The following is a 20,875-nucleotide window of genomic DNA, read 5'->3' as shown; positions in this document are numbered from 1 at the left end:
TCATGCGCCTTTCGATCCTGTTCGCCTTGCCCCTGCTCGTCTCCGCCGCACCGGCGCCCGAGCAGCCCTCCCCGGCCCGCCTGAAGCAGACCGTCACCACGCTGGTCGGCTTCGGCACGCGGCATTCATCGTCCTCGACCACCGATCCCAAGCGCGGGATCGGCGCGGCGCGGACCTGGGCCAAAGCACAGTTCGACGCGATCGGCGCGGCCTGCGGCGGGTGCCTGACGACCGAGACGATCGCGCGCAACTTCACCGGCCCACGCGCACCCGACGGCGTCGAGATCGTCGACGTGCTCGGCATCCAGAAGGGCAGCGACCCCGACCGCGTCGTCATCGTCGGCGGCCATATCGATTCGATCGTCGGCGACGTGATGGACGCGATGGCCGATGCGCCCGGCGCCAACGACGATGCCTCGGGTGTGGCGCTGGTGCTCGAATCGGCGCGCATCCTGTCGAAACACAAGTTCCGCGCGACGATCGTCTATGCGATCTTCTCCGGCGAGGAACAGGGATTGTGGGGCGGCAAGCTGCTCGCCGACACCGCGAAGGAACGCGGCTGGCAGGTGACCGCGATGCTCAACAACGACATCGTCGGCAATTCGATCGGCCAGGGCGGCGTCCGCGCCGACCGCAGCGTGCGCGTGTTCTCGGAAGGCATCCGCCAGGCCGAGGATCTGAAGGGCGACCTCGCCCGCCGCGCCAATGGCGGCGAGGATGACGGGCCGAGCCGCGCGCTGGCGAAGGCCGTGGATCAGGTCGCGGCGGGCATCCCGGGCGGGCTCGACGCGTTCATCGTGCGGCGGCCCGATCGCTTCGGGCGCGGCGGCGACCACCAGCCGTTTCTCGAGCTCGGCTATCCCGCGGTGCGCTTCACCGTCGCCGCCGAGCGCTGGGACGGGCAGCACCAGTACGTTCGCACCGAAGGCGGCGTCGCCTATGGCGACACGATCGACAAGATGGACTTCGCCTATCTCGCCAAGGTGACCGCGATCAACGTCGCGACGATCCGCCGGCTCGCCGCCGCCCCCGCCGCGCCGGAGGGCGTGACGGTGTCCGGGGCGCTGTCCCGCGACGTGACCGTGGCGTGGCAGCCGGTCGCCGGCGCCGTCCGCTACCGCGTCCACTGGCGCCGCGCCGACACCGCGGCATGGAGCGACAGCCGCGACGTCGCGAACGCGACGCAGGTGGTGCTGAAGAACGTGCCGATCGACGACAATTTCGTCGGCGTTTCGGCGATCGGCGCCGATGGCGCCGAAAGTCTGGTCACCTTCGCCGGCCCCGCCCCGCGGCGGTAGAGCCCAACAGCGAACCGCCCGCCACCATCGCTGGTGACGAGCGGTCTCCCCCTTCAAGCTCGTTTCGCGTCAGCTGCCGCGGATCTGGCAGTAGCAGCGCGGCTTCGGCCGCGGGTGCCAGGCGCGCTTGACGACGCGGACCGCGCGGCGCGGCGCGACGTAGCGTTCCTCGACATATTCGGTGGTCGTCGTGGTGGTCACCGCCCCCGGGATGACGATCGTCGTCGCGACGCCCGGCGGGGTCGGATAGGTGGTGATCGACACGCCCGCGCCACCGACCGGCATCGGCGGCGGCGGGGCCGCGATATAGCCAGCACCGGCGCGATAGCTGTAGCTGGCACCGTACCCGGGGGCCGGGACCGGAGCGGGCGGCGGCGGATAGCCCGGGCCGGCCTGATACCCCTCGACGACATAGCCGTCCCCACCGGCACCATAAGCGTAATCGCCCTGATACCCGGCGTCGTAGCTGTCCCAGTCGAGCCCATCGCGGCTGTCGTAGATCACGCCGTAACGATCGATCAGCACGGCATCGTTATAGTACCGCGTCCAGTAATAGCCCGGCGGCGGGGTGAAGAGGCCATAGCGCCCGTAATCGCCGATCATGAACGCGTCGGAGATCCAGTAGCCGGGCAGCGTGCGGCCGCGCTTCAAATGCTTGTAGCCGTTCCAACCGCCCGGCGCCTGCACCCCGGCATACCAGAAACCGCCGATCGAGCCGCCCCAGCGACCGCCGCGGCGCCATTGGCCGTTATAGCCGGTGCCGCCGTGCCATTGCCCGCCCGACCACTGGCCACCCGACCATTGCCCGCCGTTCCACTGGCCGCCGCCATGCCATTGGCCACCCTGCCACTGGCCGCCGTGCGAGCCGCCGTTCCACTGACCGCCGCCGTGCGGGGCGGGCATCGGCGCGGGCGGCGGGGACGGCATCGGCCGGGCACCCGGTGGGGGGAAGTTCGCGCCGGCGCCGTTCGGCCCGATTCGCTGCGCATCGGCGGCCGTCGCGCCAAGCGTCAATGCGGCGGCAACGCCAGCAATCATGAGGGTTCGCATGCTTAACACTCCCTGTTGACCGGCGCGCCGATTAACCACGATCGCGCCGGGCCCTTGCCACTTGTCTAGCGAAAACCGCAGTTTTCCGCCAGTTTCGGGGAGGGGAATGTTCGTCCCGTTCTGGGTCGGGATTTAGCCGTTAACCCTGTCGCGCAACAATCGCGCGATCGCCTCGACCCCGGCGGCGTCCTCGGCATCGAACCGCGCCGGATGCGGGCTGTCGAGATCTATCACCGCGACGACGCGACCCCCGGCGACGATCGGCACGACCAGTTCGGAGCGGCTGGCGGCATCGCAGGCGATGTGGCCGGGAAAGGCATGGACGTCCGCGACCAGTTGCGTGTCGCGCGAGGCGGCGGCGGCGCCACACACGCCCTTGCCGAACGGGATGCGGATGCACGCCGCCTTGCCCTGGAACGGGCCGAGCACGAGCTCGTCGCCGACCGCCCGGTAGAATCCCGCCCAGTTGAGGTCGGGCAGGTACTGCCACAGGATCGCCGCGACGTTCGCCATGTTAGCGACGGCATCGGCCTCGCCCGCCGTCACCGCATCGACGGCGGCGAGCACGTCGCGGTAGAGGTCGGATTTGGCGTCGGTGGCGATATCGAAAGCGTACATGGCTGTCCTCGTCGCCCCGGCGAAGGCCGGGGCCGTTGCGTGATATGCGAAGCGCGACGCCGGAAATCCAGCGGCCCCGGCCTTCGCTGGGGCGACGCGCGTCAATCCACCCGCACCTTCCCCCGTCCGGCCTTGACCGCGCTACGGCCCTTTTTCTCGTCGACTCGCTTCGCCTTCGCCGCCTTGCTCGGCTTGGTCTTCACCCGTTTCGCCTGGCGGACATGGGCGTCGGCGATCAATTGCGCCAGCCGTTCGCGCGCGTCGGCGCGGTTGGCGTCCTGGGTGCGGAAGCGGCGCGCGGTGACGAGCAGTTCGCCGCTCGCCGTCAGCTTGCTGCCGGCCAGTTCCTTCAGCCGCTGGTAGGCGAACGGCGCGAGGCCGAGCTTGAACACGTCGACGCGCAGCTGCACCGCGGTCGCGACCTTATTGACGTTCTGCCCGCCCGGCCCGGTCGCGGCGAGGAACTTCTCCTCGATGATCGCGTCGTCGGGGATGTCAGGCACGCGCGTAGCCCTGTTGGGCGAAGCGCCAAAAATCATTCATCGCCGAACCCGGCCTTCACGAACCGCTCGGGCAGCGGCGCCACCGCTTCGATCGGCGGCTTGCCCTCGCGCGGCACCGTCAGCTCGGCGGCGTGGAGCAGCAGGCCGAGCGGATCGGCCCGGCCATAGACCGGATCGCCGACCACCGCCGCGCCCAGCCCTTCGAGCGCGTGGACGCGGATCTGGTGCGTGCGACCGGTCCCTGGGCGGAACTCGACCAGCGTCCGCCCGTCGCGCGTCGCCAGCGCGCGCCACATGGTGCTCGCCGCCTTGCCGTCCGGGGCGCCGACCATCCGCCACCCCGCCTCCTTGCTCGACACCTTCGCCAGCGGCAGGTCGATGACGCCCTCCCCGTCCACCACGCCGTCGAGCACCGCGAGATAGCGTTTCGCCACCCGGTTCGCCTCGAACGCCTGTTGCAGCCGGGCATGCGCCTTCGGATTGCGCGACAGCAGCAGGCAGCCCGACGTGTCCTGGTCGAGCCGGTGCACCGCCATCGGCCAGCGCTTGAACCCGAAGGTCAGGCTGTCGAGATGGTTTTCGAGGCTGATCGCGCCTGATCGCGGCCGGTCGACCGGCAACCCCGCGGGCTTGTCGATCACCAGCGCCTCGCCGTCGAGGAAAAGAACCTTGTCAGCCAACATCCTGCCGCCTTGCCAGCCCGGAGCCCGCAACGCTAGGCGTCGTCGGTATTCCACGAAAGGACGGCGGCATGAAACGATCGACGCAGGGTGTTGCGGCCGGGATCGCGCTGGCGCTGGCCGCCGCCGCCACGGCGACGACGCTACAGGTCGACAAGCGACTCTACCAGAGCGCGCCTGCCTATGCCGACAAATATATCGCGCTGCGGACGCCGGCCTATACCGCCGCGCTGACCCCCGCCGCAGACGGTCGCGTGCTGTCGCATTTGCCCTACCCGACGACGGTTGCCGCCGCGATCGATGCGCTCGTCGGGATCGAGCCGCTCTATCGGACCAAGCAATGCGACATGCTGCCGGTCGCGGCGACGGCGGCGGAGAAGATGATGCGCGCGGCCAATGCCGACCTGGCCGGCACTGCGATGCTGAAGGCGCAGTCGTGCTTCCGCTCGATCCCCGAACAGGTCGGCATCTTCTGCAACACCGCGCGCAACCTGCCGACCGCCAAGTGCCTGGATCCGGTCAAGCGCGCGCAGGTGTCGGCACCACCGGGCTATAGCGAGCATGCGACCGGCTATACCGCCGATTTCGTCGCCTGCGGCGTCGGCGCGGGCGCGCGCTGCGGCGGGCTGACCCAGGGTTTCGCCGCCAGCAAGCCCGGCCAGTGGATGCTGCTCCACGCGCGAGAATACGGCTTCGAACTGTCGTTTCCATGCGACCATCAGGACGACGGGCGGTGCGTGTCGAAGCAGGGCGTCAGCTACGAGCCGTGGCACTGGCGCTGGGTCGGATGTTCCGCGGTGGCGCCAGGCGCGGCGCAGGCGCGGCAGATATTCGCCGACGCGCGGCGGCGGTTTCCGGCGAATCCGGGGATCGACGATGCCGCGGTGCCGGCAGCCGGCGCGGCGACAGCGCCGACCTGCGCGAAGGACTGAACCGGATCGTCTCCGCGGTTCGCGCCGAGCGCCACAAAAAAATTGAGCCCGGGCGATCGCTCGCCCGGGCTCGCCCCCGAAACGGGGATTCTGGTTGGGCTCAATAGGTGCCCGAGAAGCTGCGGTTGAGGATGCGGCCGTTCGAGTCGGTGTCGCGGTCGCCGTCGCGATCCTCGTTGAAGAACGCCCCGCGCCCTTCGCTTTCGTTCCGTTCCTCGTCGCGCCAGTGCGACTTGGCCTCGTCGGCGGTTTTGCGCAGCGTCACCTTGTCCTCGACGCGCTCGATCCAGCGCGACGGGACCGAATGGTGGCGCCCGCCGGCATCGGCATCGCTCTTGGTCAGGATCAGGCGGTCGCCGCGGACCTTGTCGACCGTGCCGACATGCTCGCCGTCCGACCCGACCACGTCCATATGCTCGGTCACGCGCGACAGCGAATCGCGCTGGCCCTGGCGATCGGTGCGCCAGCTGCCGAACTCGTTGTGGAACTTCGACTGGTTCTCGCGGCGATATTCGTCGTAATCGCGGTCGAGCGACGCGATCTGGCCGCTGCGCCAGCTGTGATAGTCCTGGTCGCGCTCGTCGCCGCGGGCATAGCGCTGGTCGTAGCGCTGATCGAGTTCGCGCCGCCGCTCGGCCTCGTCGTCGCCGAACCACGAACGGACCTCGTCGCCGGCCCGATCGAAGAAGGTGCGGTCCTTGTAGTTATAGTCCTGCTGCTGCCCGCGCTGGCCGCGATACATGTCGGGGCGGCCATAGTCGGACTGGCCATGGTTCGAACGGCCGTAATCGCCGCGCGACTGGAAATCGCGGTTCTGGCTCGACCGGCCATACTCGCTCTGGCCGTAGCCGCCGCGCCCATAGTCGCGCGCCTGGCTCGATCCGCTCGCGCCGTAATCGTCGCCGTAGCTGCCGCCATAGCGCGCACCGCGGCCATAGAGGTCGCTCGTCGAACCGGCGCTGTAATAGCCGCGCTGGTCGTCGTCGCTGCCGCTGCTGCGCCAGTCGCTGGCGTCGCGGTTCTGGAAGCGATCGTTGCCGAAGCCGCGATTGCTCTGGCCGGCGCTGTAGTCACGCGCGCCGTACTGGCGGTTGCGGTCGCCGCCTTGCGCGCCGCGGAACTCGTCGCCCGACAATTCGTCGCGCGGATAGCGTTCATAGACCATGGCGATACTCTCCTAGACTGTGCGAACGGCGGCGCGCGGACGGGGGGAGGAACGCGCGCCGCTCGACCTGCATAACGGCAGACAAATGCCGCGAGTTCCGGCGGTTGGTCGCAGATTGCGGGGCGCTCGACGACGGCGGCGGGCGCATGGCCGCGAAGTGGTCGAAAGAAGCGGCGAACGGCCTGTTGCAATGCCCCACAAGGGTCGCTAGAGGCTCGCGCTCCCGAGCGGTCTTGCCCCTCGGGAACCGGCGGCGGGGCTGTAGCTCAGATGGGAGAGCGCTGCAATCGCACTGCAGAGGTCAGGGGTTCGATTCCCCTCAGCTCCACCAGCCGCTTCCGGATTTGCCATCGCGACGATATGACCTCTGTTCACGAGAGGATTGCGGCATGAGCGATGGCGACAAGACACCGTCCGACCTGATCGACCAGCGCATCGCCGAGCTCGGCGACTGGCGCGGCGCGATGCTGGCGAAATTGCGCGCGGTGCTGCACCGCGCCGACCCCGACCTGGTCGAGACGTGGAAGTGGCGCGGCGTCCCGACCTTCGAACATGACGGCATCGTCTGCACCGGCGAGACTTACAAGGCGGTGGTCAAGCTGACCTTCGCCCACGGCGCCGCGCTCGCCGATCCGGCCAAGCTGTTCAACGCCAGCCTCGACGGCAACGTCCGCCGCGCGATCGACGTGCGCGCGGGCGACACGGTGGACGAGGACGCGCTGGCGACGCTGGTGCGGGAAGCGGTGCGCTACAATGTGGCGAAGGCGGCGGGGAAGAAGACGCGGTAGCGGTAGGTGTCGCCCCGGCCTCGTGCCGGGGTCCACCGCGCCGCGTCCGCAAAACACGGTCGGTTCGCGGCACGGTGGATGCCGGGACGAGCCCGGCATGACAATTAGCTGGTCGCCCCCACCTTGTCCTGCGTCTTCGTGTCGAAATCGCCGGCGTCGTGGCGTTCCCATAGCTGGCTCGCCGGATCGCCCATCACGCGGTTGACCATGCGGCCGCGTTTCGCCGCCGGGCGGGCGGCGATGGCGTCGGCCCAGCGGATGACGTTGGCATAGTCCTTCACCTGCAGGAATTCGGCGGCGTCATAGACCAGCCCGCTGACCAGCGCGCCGTACCACGGCCACGCCGCGATGTCGGCGATCGTATAGTCCGGCCCGCCGAGATACTCGCTCTCGCCCAGCCGGCGGTTCAATACGTCGAGCTGGCGCTTCACCTCCATCGCATAGCGGTAGATCGCATACTCGATCTTGACCGGGGCATAGGCGTAGAAATGCCCGAACCCGCCGCCCAGGAACGGCGCCGATCCCATCTGCCACATCAGCCACGCCAGCACTTCCGCCCGCGCCGGATAGTCGGTCGGCAGGAACGCGCCGAACTTCTCCGCCAGATAGATCAGGATCGCACCCGATTCGAACACGCGCACCGGCTCGGCACCGCTGCGATCGACCAGCGCCGGGATCTTCGAATTGGGATTGGCGGCGACGAACCCGCTGCCGAACTGGTCGCCGTTCGAAATGCGGATCAGCCACGCATCGTATTCGGCCCCGGCATGCCCCGCCGCGAGCAGTTCCTCCAGCATCACCGTCACCTTGACTCCGTTGGGCGTGCCCATCGAATAGAGCTGGAGCGGATGCTTGCCGACCGGCAGGTCCTTATCGTGCGTCGCCCCGGCGATCGGGCGGTTGATATTGGCGAACTGGCCGCCATTCCCCTGCTTCCACTCCCACACCTTGGGCGGCACGTAATCGGTCTGGTCGGTCATGTCGGGCTCCTTCGTTCGACCCCTTGATGGGGATGCCACCCCCGGCCGCGCAAGGGAGGCGGGAACCAACGTAGGTGAGGATCGTAGCAGCGGCGTAACGACGCTTCCTTTTTTTCCGGAGACCCCGCCGATGGCCAAGCCGCCCAAGACCGCCACGCCGTTCCTGACCGACGTCCAGACGCTGCGCGAGCGGGCGAAGAAGTCGCTCGACGACGGCGCGGTGATGCCGAGCTATCAGGGCGACGTGCAGCAGACGATCGACCTGTTGCAGACCGTGGTCGCGACCGAGCTGGTCTGCGTGCTGCGCTACCAGATGCACGCGATCGCCGCGGAAGGGATCGACAGCAAGAGCGTGGCGGAAGAATTTCAGGAGCATGCCGACAGCGAGCGCGAGCACATGCTGATGGCGGCGAACCGGATCGACCAGCTGGGCGGCGTGCCCAACTTCAACCCCAAGGGCTTGGCCAGCCGCGCCGCGACCGAATATGGCGAGGGCGGCGACCTGGTGCAGATGCTGAAGGAGAACCTGATCGCCGAGCGGCTGGTGATCGAGCATTACCAGGAGCTGATCCGCTTCTTCGACGACAAGGATCCGACCACGCGGATCATGCTGGAGCATATCCTGGCCGAGGAGGAGGACCACGCCTCCGATATGCACGACCTGCTGGTGGCGCACGAGGGCACGCCGTTCCTCCAGTGAGCGCCGCCGGGCCGATCGGGCTGACCGAACATCGTGACCTGCGCGGCGGCACGCCGTGCTGGACCGACCAGGCGACGCTGATTCACGCCGACCCCCTGCCCGACCGCGCCGGGATCGCGATCGTCGGGGCCGGCGTGGTCGGCGCGATGCTGGCCGACCGGCTGGCGAGCGCAGGCCGCGACGTGCTGCTGCTCGATCGCCGCCCGCCCGCGCACGGCAGCACCGCGGCCTCGACCGCTTTGGTGATGTGGGCGGCGGACGTGCCGCTGACACAGCTGGCTGAGCGGGTCGGCGAGGACGAAGCGGCGCGGCGCTGGCGGCGGGTGCGGCAGGCGATGCGCGATCTGGCCGCGCATATCGACGCCACCGGGCTGGATTGTTCGCGGATCGACCGGCCGGAACTCTATCTAGCAGGGACGCTGCTCGACGCCGACGCGTTGCGCGCCGAAGCCGATCTGCGACAGCGCCACGGCCTGCCCTCGACCTTCCTCGATGCCGATGCCGTTGCCGAGCGGTTCGGGATCGCCCCGCGCGCCGGGCTGGTGTCGGACGGCTGCTACGAAGTCGATCCGGTGCGGCTGACCATCGCCCTGCTGCGCCGCGCGCGTGAGCATGGCGCCCGCATCCACTTCCCCTGCGACGTCGCCGCGCTCGACGGCACGACGCTGCTGCTCGACGATGGCCGCCGGGTCGTCGCGGACGAGGTGATCCTGGCCAGCGGCTACGAGCGCGCGCCGTGGTTCGTGCCGCCAGCCTTCGCGATCGGATCGAGCTTCGCGATCGCGACCGCGCCCGGCATCGCGCCGTTGTGGCGCGACGATGCGATGATCTGGGAAGCGTCATCGCCCTATCTCTATGCACGCGCCACCGCCGACGGACGCGTGATCGCCGGCGGTGAGGACGAGGATGTCGACGACGCGCGCCGCCGCGACGCGCTGATCGGCGCGAAGGCGGGCACGATCGCGGGCAAGCTCGCCGGCTTGCTCGGTCAGGACGACATCGCGATCGATTGCGCGTGGAGCGCGGCGTTCGCGAGCTCGCCCGACGGCCTGCCCGGGATCGGGCGCGCGACGAACCACCCGCACCTGTGGCTGGCGGGTGCCTATGGCGGCAACGGCGTGTCGTTCGCGGCGCTGGCGGCGGAGATCGTCGCCGGAGCGCTGGCCGGGGAGCCCGATCCCGACGGGGCCTGTTTCGATCCCTATCGGTTTGGGTGACCGGGCCTGTCTCGAAATCGTACGGAACGGCCCTATCGCCGGGACGTTCGGCTCACGAAAGCAGTGGAAGTCGCCCTTAACCCCATGTTAATGGCGCCGGGCGCCGCTTCGTGCGGCATCGATGGGGTTGTGATGAGGTTCGACAAGCGCGTTCTGGCGATCGCCGGAGGGATGAGCGCCGTGGCGATCGCCGCGGTGGCATCGGCGCATGTCCCCGCGACCGCCAGGTCGAGCCATCTCGCCGCACCTGTCGCCACGTCCGGCAAGGGCGCGTTCCGCGACGGGCCGATGACGACCTTCACCGGCGCGCCGGCCCCGTCCGGTTATGGCGCCGGGCACGGCGCGAGCGCGGAGGCGCTCGAAGTCGCGGCATGGAATGCCAAGGTGATTCGCGCGACCGACCAGCTCGCGGCCGATCGCGGCGGCAGCTTCTCCGGCGCGTCGCCCGACGATATCGTGCGCGAAGCTTCGGCGGCGGGGCTCGACCGCGCCGGCGACGCCGCGGCCGACCAGCGCGCCAAGGCGAAGGCTGCCCCGGCGCACCTGCCCGAGCCTGCGACCTGGGGCATGCTGATCCTGGGCTTCGGCGGCATTGGCTTCGGCCTCCGCCGCGCGCACCAGCGCTCCGAGGCGAAGTTCAACGAGAAGATCAAGCGGATTACCAACGGCCTGCCGGATTGATCCGGCGGGATTGGCGGCGGCGCTTGCCTTCACCGATGGCCAGCTAAGCGAGCTGGCGTAACCAATCCCCCTTTTCCCACCCCGGCGAACGCCGGGGCCCAGTTGGGAAAGCGGAAGTAACGGCGCGCAACGCTGTTCATGGGCGCTCCCCACCTGGACCCCGGCCTTCGCCGGGGAAGCGACGACTATGGCAAGTCGCGCCTGAAACTCCCGTTCGCCCTGAGCTTGTCGAAGGGCCACATTCTCTTAGCCTCCGTCAGAAGCGGAAGAAGAGCGGTGCTTCGAGCTCGGCACGAACGGGACAGTCGGTGGGGTCGGTGGGACTTGAAAACGTCTTACGACCGTCACACCCGTCGCCGCCTCATGCTCAGCGCCCTCACGCTACCGGCAACGCCAGCTGATCCGGCGCGTCCAGTTCCACCATCCCCGCCAGCGTCACACCGATCAGCCGGATTCCCGCGCGCAACGGGAACAGCGTCGCCACCAGCCGCTCCGCCACACCGACCAGTTCGTCGAAGCTCGCAACCGCGCTGCCCAGCGTGCGAGAGCGCGTGACGATGCGGAAATCGGCATAGCGCGCCTTCACCACCACCGTCCGGCCCGACGTGCGGGTGCGCTCGACCCAGGCCCAGACTTGCTCGGCTTGTCCGCGCACCGCCGCCCGCACGTCGTCGGGCGTGGTCAGGTCCTGGGCAAACGTCGTCTCCGACCCGGACGATTTGCGCGGACGGTCCGGCGTGACCGCGCGATCGTCCTCGCCGCGCGCGATGCGGTAATACCAGCCGCCCGCCTTGCCGAACCGCGACTGGAGGAAGGCGAGCTGGCGCGCGCGCAAATCGGCGCCGGTCACGATGCCCAGCGCGTTCATCTTCTCCGCGGTCTTCGGCCCGATGCCGTGGAACCGCCCGACCGGCAGGCCGGCGACGAACCCCTCGCCTGTGCCCGGCGGGATGACGAATTGCCCGTTCGGCTTGTTCTGGTCCGACGCCAGCTTCGCCAGGAACTTGTTGTACGAGATGCCGGCCGACGCGGTCAGCCGGGTCGCGTCGAGGATGCGCGCGCGGATCTCGCTCGCGGTCGCCGTGGCGGACGGCAGGCCGCGCAGGTTCGCGGTCACGTCGAGATACGCCTCGTCCAGCGACAGCGGCTCGACCAGCGGAGTATAGTCCTCGAAGATGTCGCGGATTTGGCGCGAGACCTGGCGGTACACGTCAAACCGGTGCGGGACGAAGACCAGGTCGGGGCACCGCCGCAGCGCCGTGACCGACGGCATCGCCGACCGCACACCGAACACCCGCGCTTCGTAGCTCGCCGCCGCGACCACGCCGCGCCCGCTGGCCGAGCCGACCGCGACCGGACGCCCGCGCAACGCCGGGTCGTCGCGCTGTTCGACCGACGCGAAGAACGCATCCATGTCGATATGGATGATCTTGCGAGTCATCGTGGGGCCGGCTTGCCCTGCCCCGCCGCGCCAGGCAATCGCCAATCGATTCCCGTGACTTGGCCGACGCTTAGCGATACAGATGCGGACGGGACGTGGAGGGACGGTCAGTGAAGCGTAGGATCAACCGGGCGGTGAGCGCGATCGTCGCGCTGGCAATGATGAGCGCGTGTGGCGACGGCGGATCGTCGACCACCGCGTCGTCCGGCACCGGCGCAACCGGGGCGGCTCCGACCCCCACACCGACCGCGGGCTGCACGCTCCGCGACCGCCAGAACTGGGCGGCGGGCGTGCTCAACGAATGGTATCTGTTCCCCGACACGCTGCCGAGCAACCTCGATCCGTCGCCCTACACCACCGTCAGCGACTATATCGACGCGCTGACCGCGACCGCGCGGGCGCAGCACAAGGACCGCTATTTCACCTACCTGACCTCGATCGCCACCGAGGACGCCTATTACAACAGCGGGTCGAGCGCGGGGTTCGGGGTGCGGCTGACCTACGACACGACCGCCCGCCGCGTGTTCGTGGTCGAGGCGTTCGAGGGCGCGCCCGCGCTCGCTGCCGGGATCGACCGCGGGACGGAGATCCTGGCGGTCGGCACTTCGGCCAGCAATCTGCAGAACGTCAGCGACCTGATCGCGGCATCGGGGTCGCAGGGCGTGGTCGACGCGCTCGGCCCCAGCACCGCGGGCACCGCGCGCGTGCTGAAGGTCGTGACCGGCGGCGTCACCTCGACCGTCACCGTGACCAAGACCGATTACTCGCTGACGCCCGTCTCCAGCCGCTATGGCGCGAAGATCATCACCGATGGCGGGCAGAAGTTCGGCTACGTCAACCTGCGCACCTTCATCAACACCGCCGACCCCGCGCTGCGCGACGCCTTCACCACGTTCAAGGCGCAGGGCATCACCAACGTGATCGTCGACCTGCGCTACAATGGCGGCGGGCTGGTCTCGATCGCCGACCTGTTCGGCGACCTGCTCGGCGGCAATCGCGCATCGACCGACGCGTTCGAGTATCTGACTTTCCGGCCGGAGAAGACGTCGAACAACAGCAGCCATTTCTTCACGCAGCAGCCGCAATCGATCGGGGCGATGAAGATCGCCTTCATCGGCACCACCGGCACCGCGTCGGCAAGCGAGATCCTCATCAACGGCTTCGTCCCCTACCTCCACGCCAATGCCGCGCTGATCGGCACCAACACCTATGGCAAGCCGGTCGGCCAGGTCGCGATCGACAAGTCGGCGTGCGACGATCGCCTCCGCGTCATCGCCTTCGCGGTGCAGAACGGCGCGCATCAGGGCGCCTATTATGACGGCCTCGCACCATTCATGGAGGCGAGCTGCTCGGCGAGCGACGACTACACCTATCCGCTCGGCGACGCGCGCGAGGCGTCGGTGCGGTCGGCGCTCGATTTCCTCGAAGGCAAGGTCTGCTCCAGGATCAGCTCCGGCGGGATCAGCACCCTGTCGCTGAAGGCCGAACCGCAGCAACTGGTCATGCCCGACCGTCCCTCCACGATGCAGCGCGAGACGCCGGGGTCGTTCTAGGTTGCGGCGGATGGCCCCAACCTGATGCGAGTCATGCTGATAGGTTCGCCAGCATACCCCAACCGCAACCCCACCCCGGCGAAAGCCGGGGCCCAGTTGGGCGACATCGGTGATGCGCGTTGCGCTCCACTACAGCAGCCTTCCCACCTGGACCCCGGCCTTCGCCGGGGTGGTGTGGAGTATCCCAGCCTTATGAACTAGCCCCCTCCACACACCATCACGCCCCTAGCGCATCCCGCCCCGCCCGCGCATATCACCGTCGTGACCGCCCCCCAGCCCGCCATACCTGCCGCGACCCTCGTCCTGATCCGCGACCGCCCCGGCGCCGCACCCGCCATCCTGATGGTCGAGCGTGCCAAGGCGATGGTCTTCGCCGGCGGCGCGCTGGTCTTTCCCGGCGGTCGCGTCGATCCCGGCGACCATGCGCTGGCGGCAGCGATGGGCGGCGATCCCGAGGACATGGCGGCCCGCATCGCCGCGATCCGCGAGACGATCGAGGAAGCCGGCGTCGCGATCGGCCTGACACCGGCACCCGACCCCGCCACGCTCGCCGCGATCCGCGCCGGGCTGCACGACGGCGAGACGCTGGGCGCGCTGCTCGTCGCGCACTGCCTGTCGCTCGATCCGTCGCCGCTGACCTGGTTCGCTCGCTGGCTGCCGCAGCACGCGCACATGCGGATCTTCGACACGCGCTTCTACCTCGCCGCCTGGCCCGACGGCGCGCCCGAGCCGAGCGTCGACGATACCGAGAATGTCCGCCTGTTCTGGGCGAGCCCGGCGGAGGTCCTGGCAGAATGCGACGCCGGCCGCGCCCACGTCATCTTCCCGACTCGCCGCAACCTCGAACGCCTGGCGCAATATGCGAGCCACGCCGACGCCGTCACTCGCGCCCTCGCCCACCCGCCCCGCACGATCACCCCGTTCGCCGAAGACCGCGACGGCGTGCCGCACCTCTGCATCCCCGACGACCTCGACTATCCGGTGACGAGCGAGCCGCTGACCGGGGCGATGCGGGGGTAGGTCGCGAAACGCCCGATCGACACCCGCTGGCAAGCGCGTCATCGCGCCCCTACACGATGGCGATCACCAGTACCGGGAGTGAAATCGATGGCGGCGTTGGACGGCAAGGTAGCCCTCGTGATCGGCGGCACGCGCGGCATCGGCGCGGCCGTCAGCCGGCGGATGGTCGCCGATGGGGCGTCGGTCGGCATCGTTTACCGGAACCGCGCGGACGATGCGCAGCGGCTCGAAGCGGACCTGCTGGCGCTGGGCGGCAGCGTGGCGATGGCGCAAGCCGACGTCGCCGATGCCGGGGCGCTCGGTGCCGCCATCGATCGGATCGCCGGCCGGTTCGGTCGGCTGGATATCCTGGTGAACGTGGCCGGCACGGCGATCGTCGGTCCGCTGGAGGATTATGCCGACGACGCCTTCGACCGCACGTTCGCGCTGAACGTCCGCGCGCCGTTCCTCGCCGCGCAGAAATGCGCCGCGCTGATGACCGATGGCGGCCGGATCATCACGATCGGCAGCATCGTCGCGGACCGGATGCCCGGCGCCGGCGGGACGCTCTATGCCGCCAGCAAGGCGGCGTTGGGCGGCATGACGCGCGGGCTGGCCCGCGACCTGGGCGAACGCGGCATCACGGCGAATCTGGTGCAGCCGGGCCCGATCGACACCGAGCGCAATCCCGCCGACGGCCCGAACGCCGAACTCAACCGCAGTCCGCTCGCCATCCCCCGGCACGGCACCGCCGATGAGGTCGCGGCACTCGTCGCCTATCTCGCATCGGCCGATGCCGGCTTCGTCACCGGCTCGACGTACGACATCGACGGTGGTTGGAGCGCGTAAGGCGCGGTGCCGAATGGGGCTGGACGCCCCTCGATGCTCAATTCGACAGCGCGGCGCCGGTATCCACCTTTTCCACCCAGGCCGGGAAGAAGCTCGGCTGGCGGTTGGACCAGCCGCTAGCGGTGGCGGCGGCTTCGCTGATCGACTGGAGCAGCTTGCGGCGCAGTTCGGGGTGGAGGTGCGGGAGCGCCGCCGCCGCGCAGAACGCGCCGGGCAGCCACGGGCGCGCCTCCGCGCCGATCAGCCGTTCGTAGAGAAACCTATAGGCGGAGAAACTGGTCAGCCGCCCCTGCCCCAGGTCGAACGCCGTCACCGTGATGAGCGGCGCCATGAAATCCTCGATCGCGTCGAGCCCGCTATCGTCGGGGACGATCGCGCGGATTTCCTCGAGCCGGGCATAGATGCGCGCCTGGGCACGGATGCTGGCCGCCTCGACCGCGTCGCGCGACCAGCGCAGCATCGCGTCCTCGCGACCCAGTCCGACATCGAGGCTGCGGCGCAGGTAGCGCTGCGTCGCCGGGGCGAAGCTCGCGAATTCCTTCATCTCCGCCAGCGCCATCGCGCCTTCGCCTGCTTTTTTCGTTGCCATCGCCGTCACCCCGCCCCACGCAGCCAACCATCGATGCGGGCGATGATGCGCCAAGATGGTTAACGTAATGCTTAACGCCCCGTCGCCCCGCATTCAGCAAGGAATCACGGATGGTGCTGCGGCGCAACACGGATGCGGCGAGCCGTGCCGTAACGACGCAATCGTGCGCGATGTGAGGGATTTCGGCAACGCAACGTGGCGAAAACGGGGCGGTCGCACCGGCGCCGACATTTTGCCGCCGTGGACATCGCCACCTCGGCCGCCCCGGCATCGGCCGGCGCGGCATGGCGGTCGGGTCAGGCGTCCTGCTGGCGTTCCGCTTCGGCGGCTTCGTCATAGCCGGAGGATTTGGGCGGCTCGCCCTTGTCGCCGGGCTGCGTCGCCGAGGGCGGATCGGAGGCGTCCATCGACTCGTCGAGCCCGCGATCGAGCTGCGCGTCGGGATTTTCCGGATCGCGGCGCAGGCGCTTCTCGATCGATTTGTCCTGTCCAGCCTGCTGGCGGGGATCCGATGCACCGCCCGCTTCGTCGCCGCCGGACGTCTTGGTATCGGTGTCCTTGTCGCCGCCGGGAGCGACCGACAGGCTGTCGATCGCCTTCTCGTCGATGCCGCTATTCGCCTCGGTCATGGTCAGCCCTCTCTCGCAACCGTTTCAGCTGGAAAACGAAGCGCCGCACGGTCGTGTTCCGCGCCCTGCGCCGAGGACAGCAAAAAACCCGGCGGATCGCTCCGCCGGGTTATTGTCGTTCGCTCGGTCGCGTACGCCTTAGTTGCGGCTCGAACCGAACAGGCGCAGCAGGAACATAAACATGTTGACGAAGTCGAGGTACAGGCTGGTCGCCGACATGATCTGCGCGCGCCCTTCCTCGCTGGTCCCCGCGACATAGGCGTAGATCGACTTGGTCCGCTGCGTGTCGTACGCGGTCAGGCCCGCGAAGATCAGCACGCCGACCAGGCTAATCATCAGGCCGAGCGGGCCCGAATGCAGGAACAGGTTGAGCAGGCTGGCGACGATCAGCCCGACCAGCCCGACGAGCAGGAACGAACCCATCGCCGACAGGTTACGCTCGGTCGTATAGCCCCACAGGCTCAGGCCCGCGAAACCCGCCGCGCTGGCGAAGAATGCCGAGGCGATCGCCATCGGCTGATAGACCAGGAAGATGGTAGACAGGCTGAGGCCCATCACCACCGCGAAACCCCAGAAGGTCGCCTGCAACGCGCCGGCGCTCATCTGCTTGAAGTTCATGAACAGGATGAACGCGAGCGGGGCGAAGGTGATGACCCACTTGAGAATGCCGCCGCCGATGAACACCTGCGCGGCCAGGCTCTCGCGCCCGCCCATCGAGAACAGCAGCGCCACGACACCCGACAGCAACACCGCCGACGCCATGTAATTGTAGACGCCGAGCATGAACGACCGCAGCCCCGCATCGTACGCGACGCCGCGCGCGTCGGTCGCGGCACCGGTCAGCGGCGCGACGCCAGGACGTTGATCCGACCAATTGGCCATTGTCTGAACTCTCCACTTCACGGCCACTATGGCCGTTCGGGTCGCAATATCGGCGTTTCGGGTGCGCTATTCAAGCGAAACGCGATGGGCCAGAAACACTTTGATACACTTCGCGAAAGGAGAGCCGCCATGCACCGCCTGTTCGTCGCGCTCCGCCCGCCGCCCGCGATCCGCGCGCTGCTCGCCGCCGCGCAGGGCGGCGTGCCGGGCGCACGGTGGCAGGACGACGACCAGTTGCACGTCACGCTGCGCTTCGTCGGCGAGGTCGAGCGGCCGGTCGCGGAGGAGATCGCGGCGGTGCTCGGCCAGATCCATGCGCCGGCGATCACCGTCGCGGTGGCCGGAGTCGGCGCGTTCGACAAGCAGGGCCGCGTCGATACGTTGTGGGCGGGCCTCGCGCCCGCAGCGCCGCTCGCGCATCTCCACCGCAAGGTCGATCAGGCGCTGGTCCGCGTCGGGCTGGAGCCGGAGCGACGCACCTACCTGCCGCACGTCACGCTCGCCCGGCTGGCGCGCGGCGCCGGCGTCGGCCCGGCGATCGAGCGCTGGCGCGCCGACCATGCCGCACTGGCCAGCCCGGCATTCGCGGTCGATGCGATGGTCCTGTACGAGAGCCGCTTGGCGCGGGAGGGCGCGATGTACGAGCCGATCGCGCGGTATCCGTTGGGGTGAGATCGTGACCCCGGCCCCTCCCCGCAATCGTATTCCTGCGAGAGCAGGAATACAGAGTTATGTAGCGCGACGCTCGTCACCCCGGGCTGCTGCTTTCGCAGGAGCAGGACGAAGGGGAAGCGGACAGCGATAAGCCGTTTCCAGCCGGTCACCCGGAACGCGCCAGCCTCAGAACAGATTATCCGGCAACCGCAACCCGGCGAGTTTCCACCCCAGGCCGCGCCGCGCGAAGGTCAGGCGGACGCCGTCCGGCTTGTCGCGGCCCTGCACGACGAAGCTGTCGAACGAGGTGCGGTCGACCGCGATGTCCTTGCCGATCTGGTCGATCGGGCTCGGCGATTTCGCGCCGCCGGACGTCGCCGCGCCGCCGCTCGCCTTGGGCTTGGGCGCGAACTGGTCGCGGAGCAAGCTGCGGACGTTCGCGGGCGTGACCTGCGAATCCATCGATTCGTCGGCCATCGCCTCGGCGGCGGGATCGATCGGGCTGTGGTCGGCGGCGGCGTCCTTGCGCGCGGCCTCATGCATCTGCACCTTCAGGTCGGCGCGCAACGCGTCGAAATCGATATAGCCGATCAGCGCGTCGACATCCTTGCGCTCAGCCGCTTCCTTGACCTGATAAAGCGTCCACCACGGCGAACCGAAATACCAGCCCGCGCCGGCGACCAGCGCGACGACGACGATAGCGATGATCCACTTGCGCATCGGATGCTCCCCGGTTCGCCGCTGCTCTAGCGACGCCGGGGAGTCCTGTCAGCCGGCGATCGTCATCCCGGCATCAGCACGCCGCACGCGATCCGCGCGCCCGAATTGCCCGACGGGTCGGTCATCAGGTCGTCGGGCGCGGCATGGATCACCATCGCCGCGCCGTCGGCATCGAGCAGTCCGTCGAGCGTCGCCCCGGCGATGTTGACGCCCAACGTGCCGCGCCCGTCCGCACCGACGATCAGGTTTGGCAGGTCGCCATCGTGCGGGCCCTGCGGGTTCATCGTGCCGTGCTTCATGCCGGTCGGGTTCCAGTGCGCGCCGGCGCTGGCGAAGTCGGGCCCGTCGCAGCGCCCGACCGTGTGGAGGTGCGCGCCGTGCGTCCCCGGCGGCATGTAGCGCGCGTCGATCGTGACGCGCAGCCCGCCGGCCACTTCGCGCACCGTCGCGCGGCCGACATCCCTGCCGTCGGCGGTGCGCAGCATCGCGGTGGCGACGCGCCCGCCTGCGATCGGCGCCCCGACGCGCGGCTCCTTGTCCGAACAGGCCGCCACCGCCAGTGCCAGCGCCGCCACCGTCATTCCCGTCACTGCCCGCATGTCGTCCCTCCTGTCGTTGCCGCCTGATGCGGCCAACTATCCGCCGGTCGCCCCGGTTCCGGTGCCGCATTCGCCCGTGCGCACGCCGCTGACGCTGCCGACGCCCAGCACGATCGTCGCCCGCCGCTCGAACGTCAGCGCCTGCCAGCGTCCCGAATTGCCGATCGCGGTGCGGCTGCGCAAGAAGGTGATCGACAGCAATTCGTTCTGCTCGTCGTCGATCCGCCCCGCGTCGATCAGGCAGTGCCAGGCGGCGACGTTCCACGCCGCGTCGTGTGCGATCCCGTCCTGGTCGATCGTCCGTGCGAGCGCGCCGTACCAGTCGATGATCGCGTGGAGCCGGGGCGCGCGCTCCGCCGCCGGTATCGCCGCCAGCTTGCGCCGCAGCCGTGCGATGTCCTCGTCGCCGGGCAACGCGCCCTGCTGCACGCGCGTGTCGATCGCCCAGCGGACCTTGCGTGGGCTGATCGAACCGGCGGGGAAGACGCGGAGCAGGTCGTCGCGCACCTTCAGCAACAGCGCGACGTAGGAATCGGCCTGCACCTGGAGCATCGCGTCGCTGTCGAACAAAGCGGTCAACTCGCGGTCGAGCACCTGGCCGAGCGCGCCCTTCGCATCCTCCGCCGCCAGGATCCCGGCGCGACAGGCGGCCGTCACCGGGACCGCCAGGCAATCCTTCGAAAACAGCAGCTTGCCATAGATTGGTGTCATGGCGTCGCGGGCAGCGGCGAAGGCACGGCGGCTCGAAAATCGGTCGCGCCACGCGGTCAGCAGCGGTTGCAGGCTGCCCGTCCCGAAATTCCACTGCGCCATGCCGACCGACACCAGCTGGCTGTCGAAATTGCCGGTCGGCATCGCCCAGCAGCCCATCGTCTCCGGCACCGACGTGTCGTGCATGCTCGCGAAGATGCCGGCGCGGTCGAGCCCGATCTGCGCCAGCGCGGCGGCGCTGGCGGGGTCGATCCGAATGCTCGCCACGTCGCCGACCTGGCGGCACGTCCGCGCGCGTTCGGCGACCGACAACGGCGAGACGACCACCGGCGGCGGCGCGAGCCGCGCGGGCGGCGTCGCGCATCCCGCCATCGCCAGCGCGATCCCCGCCAGTCCCGCCAGCCGTGTCCTCACGCCGTCCGTCACTCCCCTCGTCGCCGTTCAGACCCGGTAAACCGCACGACGCTAGCGTCGGCGGCGAAGTTGCGCCAGTCCGCACCGCGTGGGCGGCAAGCCGTGGAACTTCTGAAAAAAGTTTAACCACTATGTGCGGGTCGGGCAGGTCCGCGCCGTTACCACGACAAAGGGGCATGATCGGGGGTGCCGCAGGGCACCGGGGTGTGGGATTTGTCGCAAA

General features: G+C 69.2%; 23 protein-coding genes and 1 tRNA gene. 11 read left to right on the top strand and 13 right to left on the bottom strand.

The window, feature by feature from the left end:
- Positions 1-2 precede the first annotated feature (2 nt).
- Positions 3-1,298, top strand: a complete 1,296-nt coding sequence (locus J0I47_RS01830) for a M28 family metallopeptidase (protein ID WP_294044735.1) — start codon at positions 3-5, stop codon at positions 1,296-1,298.
- Between the two features lie 69 nt (positions 1,299-1,367).
- Here J0I47_RS01830 and J0I47_RS01825 read toward each other — a convergent pair whose 3' ends face one another.
- The 4 genes from J0I47_RS01825 to J0I47_RS01810 form a co-directional block, all read right to left on the bottom strand.
- Positions 1,368-2,348, bottom strand: coding sequence for an RcnB family protein (locus J0I47_RS01825; RefSeq protein ID WP_294044734.1), 981 nt, complete (start codon positions 2,346-2,348; stop codon positions 1,368-1,370).
- A gap of 132 nt (positions 2,349-2,480) precedes the next feature.
- Positions 2,481-2,966: a GAF domain-containing protein gene (locus J0I47_RS01820; protein ID WP_294044733.1), complete on the bottom strand. Its 486-nt coding sequence runs from the start codon at positions 2,964-2,966 to the stop codon at positions 2,481-2,483.
- Between the two features lie 101 nt (positions 2,967-3,067).
- Entirely contained in the window at positions 3,068-3,469 is a 402-nt protein-coding gene (gene arfB / locus J0I47_RS01815) for an alternative ribosome rescue aminoacyl-tRNA hydrolase ArfB (RefSeq protein ID WP_294044732.1), read from the bottom strand.
- A gap of 32 nt (positions 3,470-3,501) precedes the next feature.
- On the bottom strand, positions 3,502-4,152 hold the full coding sequence (locus tag J0I47_RS01810) for an RluA family pseudouridine synthase (protein WP_294044731.1): 651 nt from the start codon (positions 4,150-4,152) through the stop codon (positions 3,502-3,504).
- A gap of 68 nt (positions 4,153-4,220) precedes the next feature.
- On the opposite strand from J0I47_RS01810, the gene J0I47_RS01805 reads away from it, so the two are divergent.
- Complete coding sequence (locus tag J0I47_RS01805) at positions 4,221-5,081, top strand: M15 family metallopeptidase (protein WP_294044730.1); 861 nt, start codon at positions 4,221-4,223, stop codon at positions 5,079-5,081.
- A 100-nt stretch (positions 5,082-5,181) separates the two neighbouring features.
- Here the strand turns inward: J0I47_RS01805 and J0I47_RS01800 are convergent, their stop codons facing one another.
- Positions 5,182-6,246: a DUF2171 domain-containing protein gene (locus tag J0I47_RS01800; RefSeq protein WP_294044729.1), complete on the bottom strand. Its 1,065-nt coding sequence runs from the start codon at positions 6,244-6,246 to the stop codon at positions 5,182-5,184.
- Between the two features lie 255 nt (positions 6,247-6,501).
- Between J0I47_RS01800 and J0I47_RS01795 the strand changes: the two genes are divergently transcribed.
- Positions 6,502-6,577 (top strand) — tRNA-Ala (locus J0I47_RS01795).
- A 58-nt stretch (positions 6,578-6,635) separates the two neighbouring features.
- Positions 6,636-7,034 carry a DUF1801 domain-containing protein gene (locus tag J0I47_RS01790; protein WP_294044728.1) on the top strand — a complete coding sequence of 133 codons (399 nt, stop codon included), beginning with the start codon at positions 6,636-6,638 and terminating at the stop codon, positions 7,032-7,034.
- A gap of 104 nt (positions 7,035-7,138) precedes the next feature.
- Here J0I47_RS01790 and yghU read toward each other — a convergent pair whose 3' ends face one another.
- The gene (gene yghU, locus J0I47_RS01785) at positions 7,139-8,014 is read right to left on the bottom strand and encodes a glutathione-dependent disulfide-bond oxidoreductase (RefSeq protein ID WP_294044727.1); all 876 of its coding nucleotides are present in this window, start codon (positions 8,012-8,014) and stop codon (positions 7,139-7,141) included.
- Between the two features lie 130 nt (positions 8,015-8,144).
- On the opposite strand from yghU, the gene J0I47_RS01780 reads away from it, so the two are divergent.
- From J0I47_RS01780 to J0I47_RS01770, 3 genes are all read left to right on the top strand, one after another.
- A complete protein-coding gene (locus J0I47_RS01780; RefSeq protein WP_294044726.1) occupies positions 8,145-8,714 on the top strand; it encodes a ferritin-like domain-containing protein in 570 nt (189 codons plus the stop codon).
- Positions 8,711-9,931, top strand: a complete 1,221-nt coding sequence (locus J0I47_RS01775) for an FAD-dependent oxidoreductase (RefSeq protein ID WP_294044725.1) — start codon at positions 8,711-8,713, stop codon at positions 9,929-9,931. The genes J0I47_RS01780 and J0I47_RS01775 overlap by 4 nt, the downstream gene beginning before the upstream one ends.
- A 132-nt stretch (positions 9,932-10,063) precedes the next feature.
- Positions 10,064-10,612 carry a PEPxxWA-CTERM sorting domain-containing protein gene (locus J0I47_RS01770; protein WP_294044724.1) on the top strand — a complete coding sequence of 183 codons (549 nt, stop codon included), beginning with the start codon at positions 10,064-10,066 and terminating at the stop codon, positions 10,610-10,612.
- 376 nt (positions 10,613-10,988) lie between these two features.
- Here the strand turns inward: J0I47_RS01770 and dinB are convergent, their stop codons facing one another.
- Positions 10,989-12,053, bottom strand: a complete 1,065-nt coding sequence (gene dinB, locus J0I47_RS01765) for a DNA polymerase IV (RefSeq protein WP_294044723.1) — start codon at positions 12,051-12,053, stop codon at positions 10,989-10,991.
- A 110-nt stretch (positions 12,054-12,163) separates the two neighbouring features.
- On the opposite strand from dinB, the gene J0I47_RS01760 reads away from it, so the two are divergent.
- The 3 genes from J0I47_RS01760 to J0I47_RS01750 all read left to right on the top strand — a co-directional run bounded on the left by J0I47_RS01760 (position 12,164) and on the right by J0I47_RS01750 (position 15,454).
- On the top strand, positions 12,164-13,606 hold the full coding sequence (locus tag J0I47_RS01760; RefSeq protein WP_294044722.1) for a S41 family peptidase: 1,443 nt from the start codon (positions 12,164-12,166) through the stop codon (positions 13,604-13,606).
- Between the two features lie 261 nt (positions 13,607-13,867).
- Positions 13,868-14,626 carry an NUDIX hydrolase gene (locus tag J0I47_RS01755; protein WP_294044721.1) on the top strand — a complete coding sequence of 253 codons (759 nt, stop codon included), beginning with the start codon at positions 13,868-13,870 and terminating at the stop codon, positions 14,624-14,626.
- 87 nt (positions 14,627-14,713) lie between these two features.
- Entirely contained in the window at positions 14,714-15,454 is a 741-nt protein-coding gene (locus J0I47_RS01750) for an SDR family oxidoreductase (protein WP_294044720.1), read from the top strand.
- Positions 15,455-15,491: 37 nt separating this feature from the next.
- Here the strand turns inward: J0I47_RS01750 and J0I47_RS01745 are convergent, their stop codons facing one another.
- From J0I47_RS01745 to J0I47_RS01735, 3 genes are all read right to left on the bottom strand, one after another.
- Entirely contained in the window at positions 15,492-16,043 is a 552-nt protein-coding gene (locus tag J0I47_RS01745; protein WP_294044719.1) for a hypothetical protein, read from the bottom strand.
- 296 nt (positions 16,044-16,339) lie between these two features.
- Positions 16,340-16,672, bottom strand: a complete 333-nt coding sequence (locus J0I47_RS01740) for a hypothetical protein (protein ID WP_294044718.1) — start codon at positions 16,670-16,672, stop codon at positions 16,340-16,342.
- Positions 16,673-16,810: 138 nt separating this feature from the next.
- Positions 16,811-17,554, bottom strand: coding sequence for a Bax inhibitor-1/YccA family protein (locus J0I47_RS01735; RefSeq protein ID WP_294044717.1), 744 nt, complete (start codon positions 17,552-17,554; stop codon positions 16,811-16,813).
- A gap of 129 nt (positions 17,555-17,683) precedes the next feature.
- On the opposite strand from J0I47_RS01735, the gene thpR reads away from it, so the two are divergent.
- Positions 17,684-18,226 carry an RNA 2',3'-cyclic phosphodiesterase gene (gene thpR, locus J0I47_RS01730; protein ID WP_294044716.1) on the top strand — a complete coding sequence of 181 codons (543 nt, stop codon included), beginning with the start codon at positions 17,684-17,686 and terminating at the stop codon, positions 18,224-18,226.
- A 168-nt stretch (positions 18,227-18,394) separates the two neighbouring features.
- Here thpR and J0I47_RS01725 read toward each other — a convergent pair whose 3' ends face one another.
- The 3 genes from J0I47_RS01725 to J0I47_RS01715 all read right to left on the bottom strand — a co-directional run bounded on the left by J0I47_RS01725 (position 18,395) and on the right by J0I47_RS01715 (position 20,652).
- Positions 18,395-18,928, bottom strand: a complete 534-nt coding sequence (locus J0I47_RS01725) for a DUF2939 domain-containing protein (protein ID WP_294044715.1) — start codon at positions 18,926-18,928, stop codon at positions 18,395-18,397.
- Between the two features lie 62 nt (positions 18,929-18,990).
- Positions 18,991-19,527 (bottom strand): superoxide dismutase family protein, encoded by a 537-nt coding sequence (locus J0I47_RS01720; protein ID WP_294044714.1) that lies wholly within the window; start codon positions 19,525-19,527, stop codon positions 18,991-18,993.
- Between the two features lie 36 nt (positions 19,528-19,563).
- Positions 19,564-20,652: a hypothetical protein gene (locus J0I47_RS01715; protein WP_294044713.1), complete on the bottom strand. Its 1,089-nt coding sequence runs from the start codon at positions 20,650-20,652 to the stop codon at positions 19,564-19,566.
- Between the last annotated feature and the right edge of the window lie 223 nt (positions 20,653-20,875).

It is taken from the genome of Sphingomonas sp., from assembly GCF_017304635.1.
Lineage (GTDB): Bacteria > Pseudomonadota > Alphaproteobacteria > Sphingomonadales > Sphingomonadaceae > Sphingomonas.
Note: the sequence above shows the minus strand (reverse complement) of the source record. Positions and strands in the feature narration are given on the sequence as shown.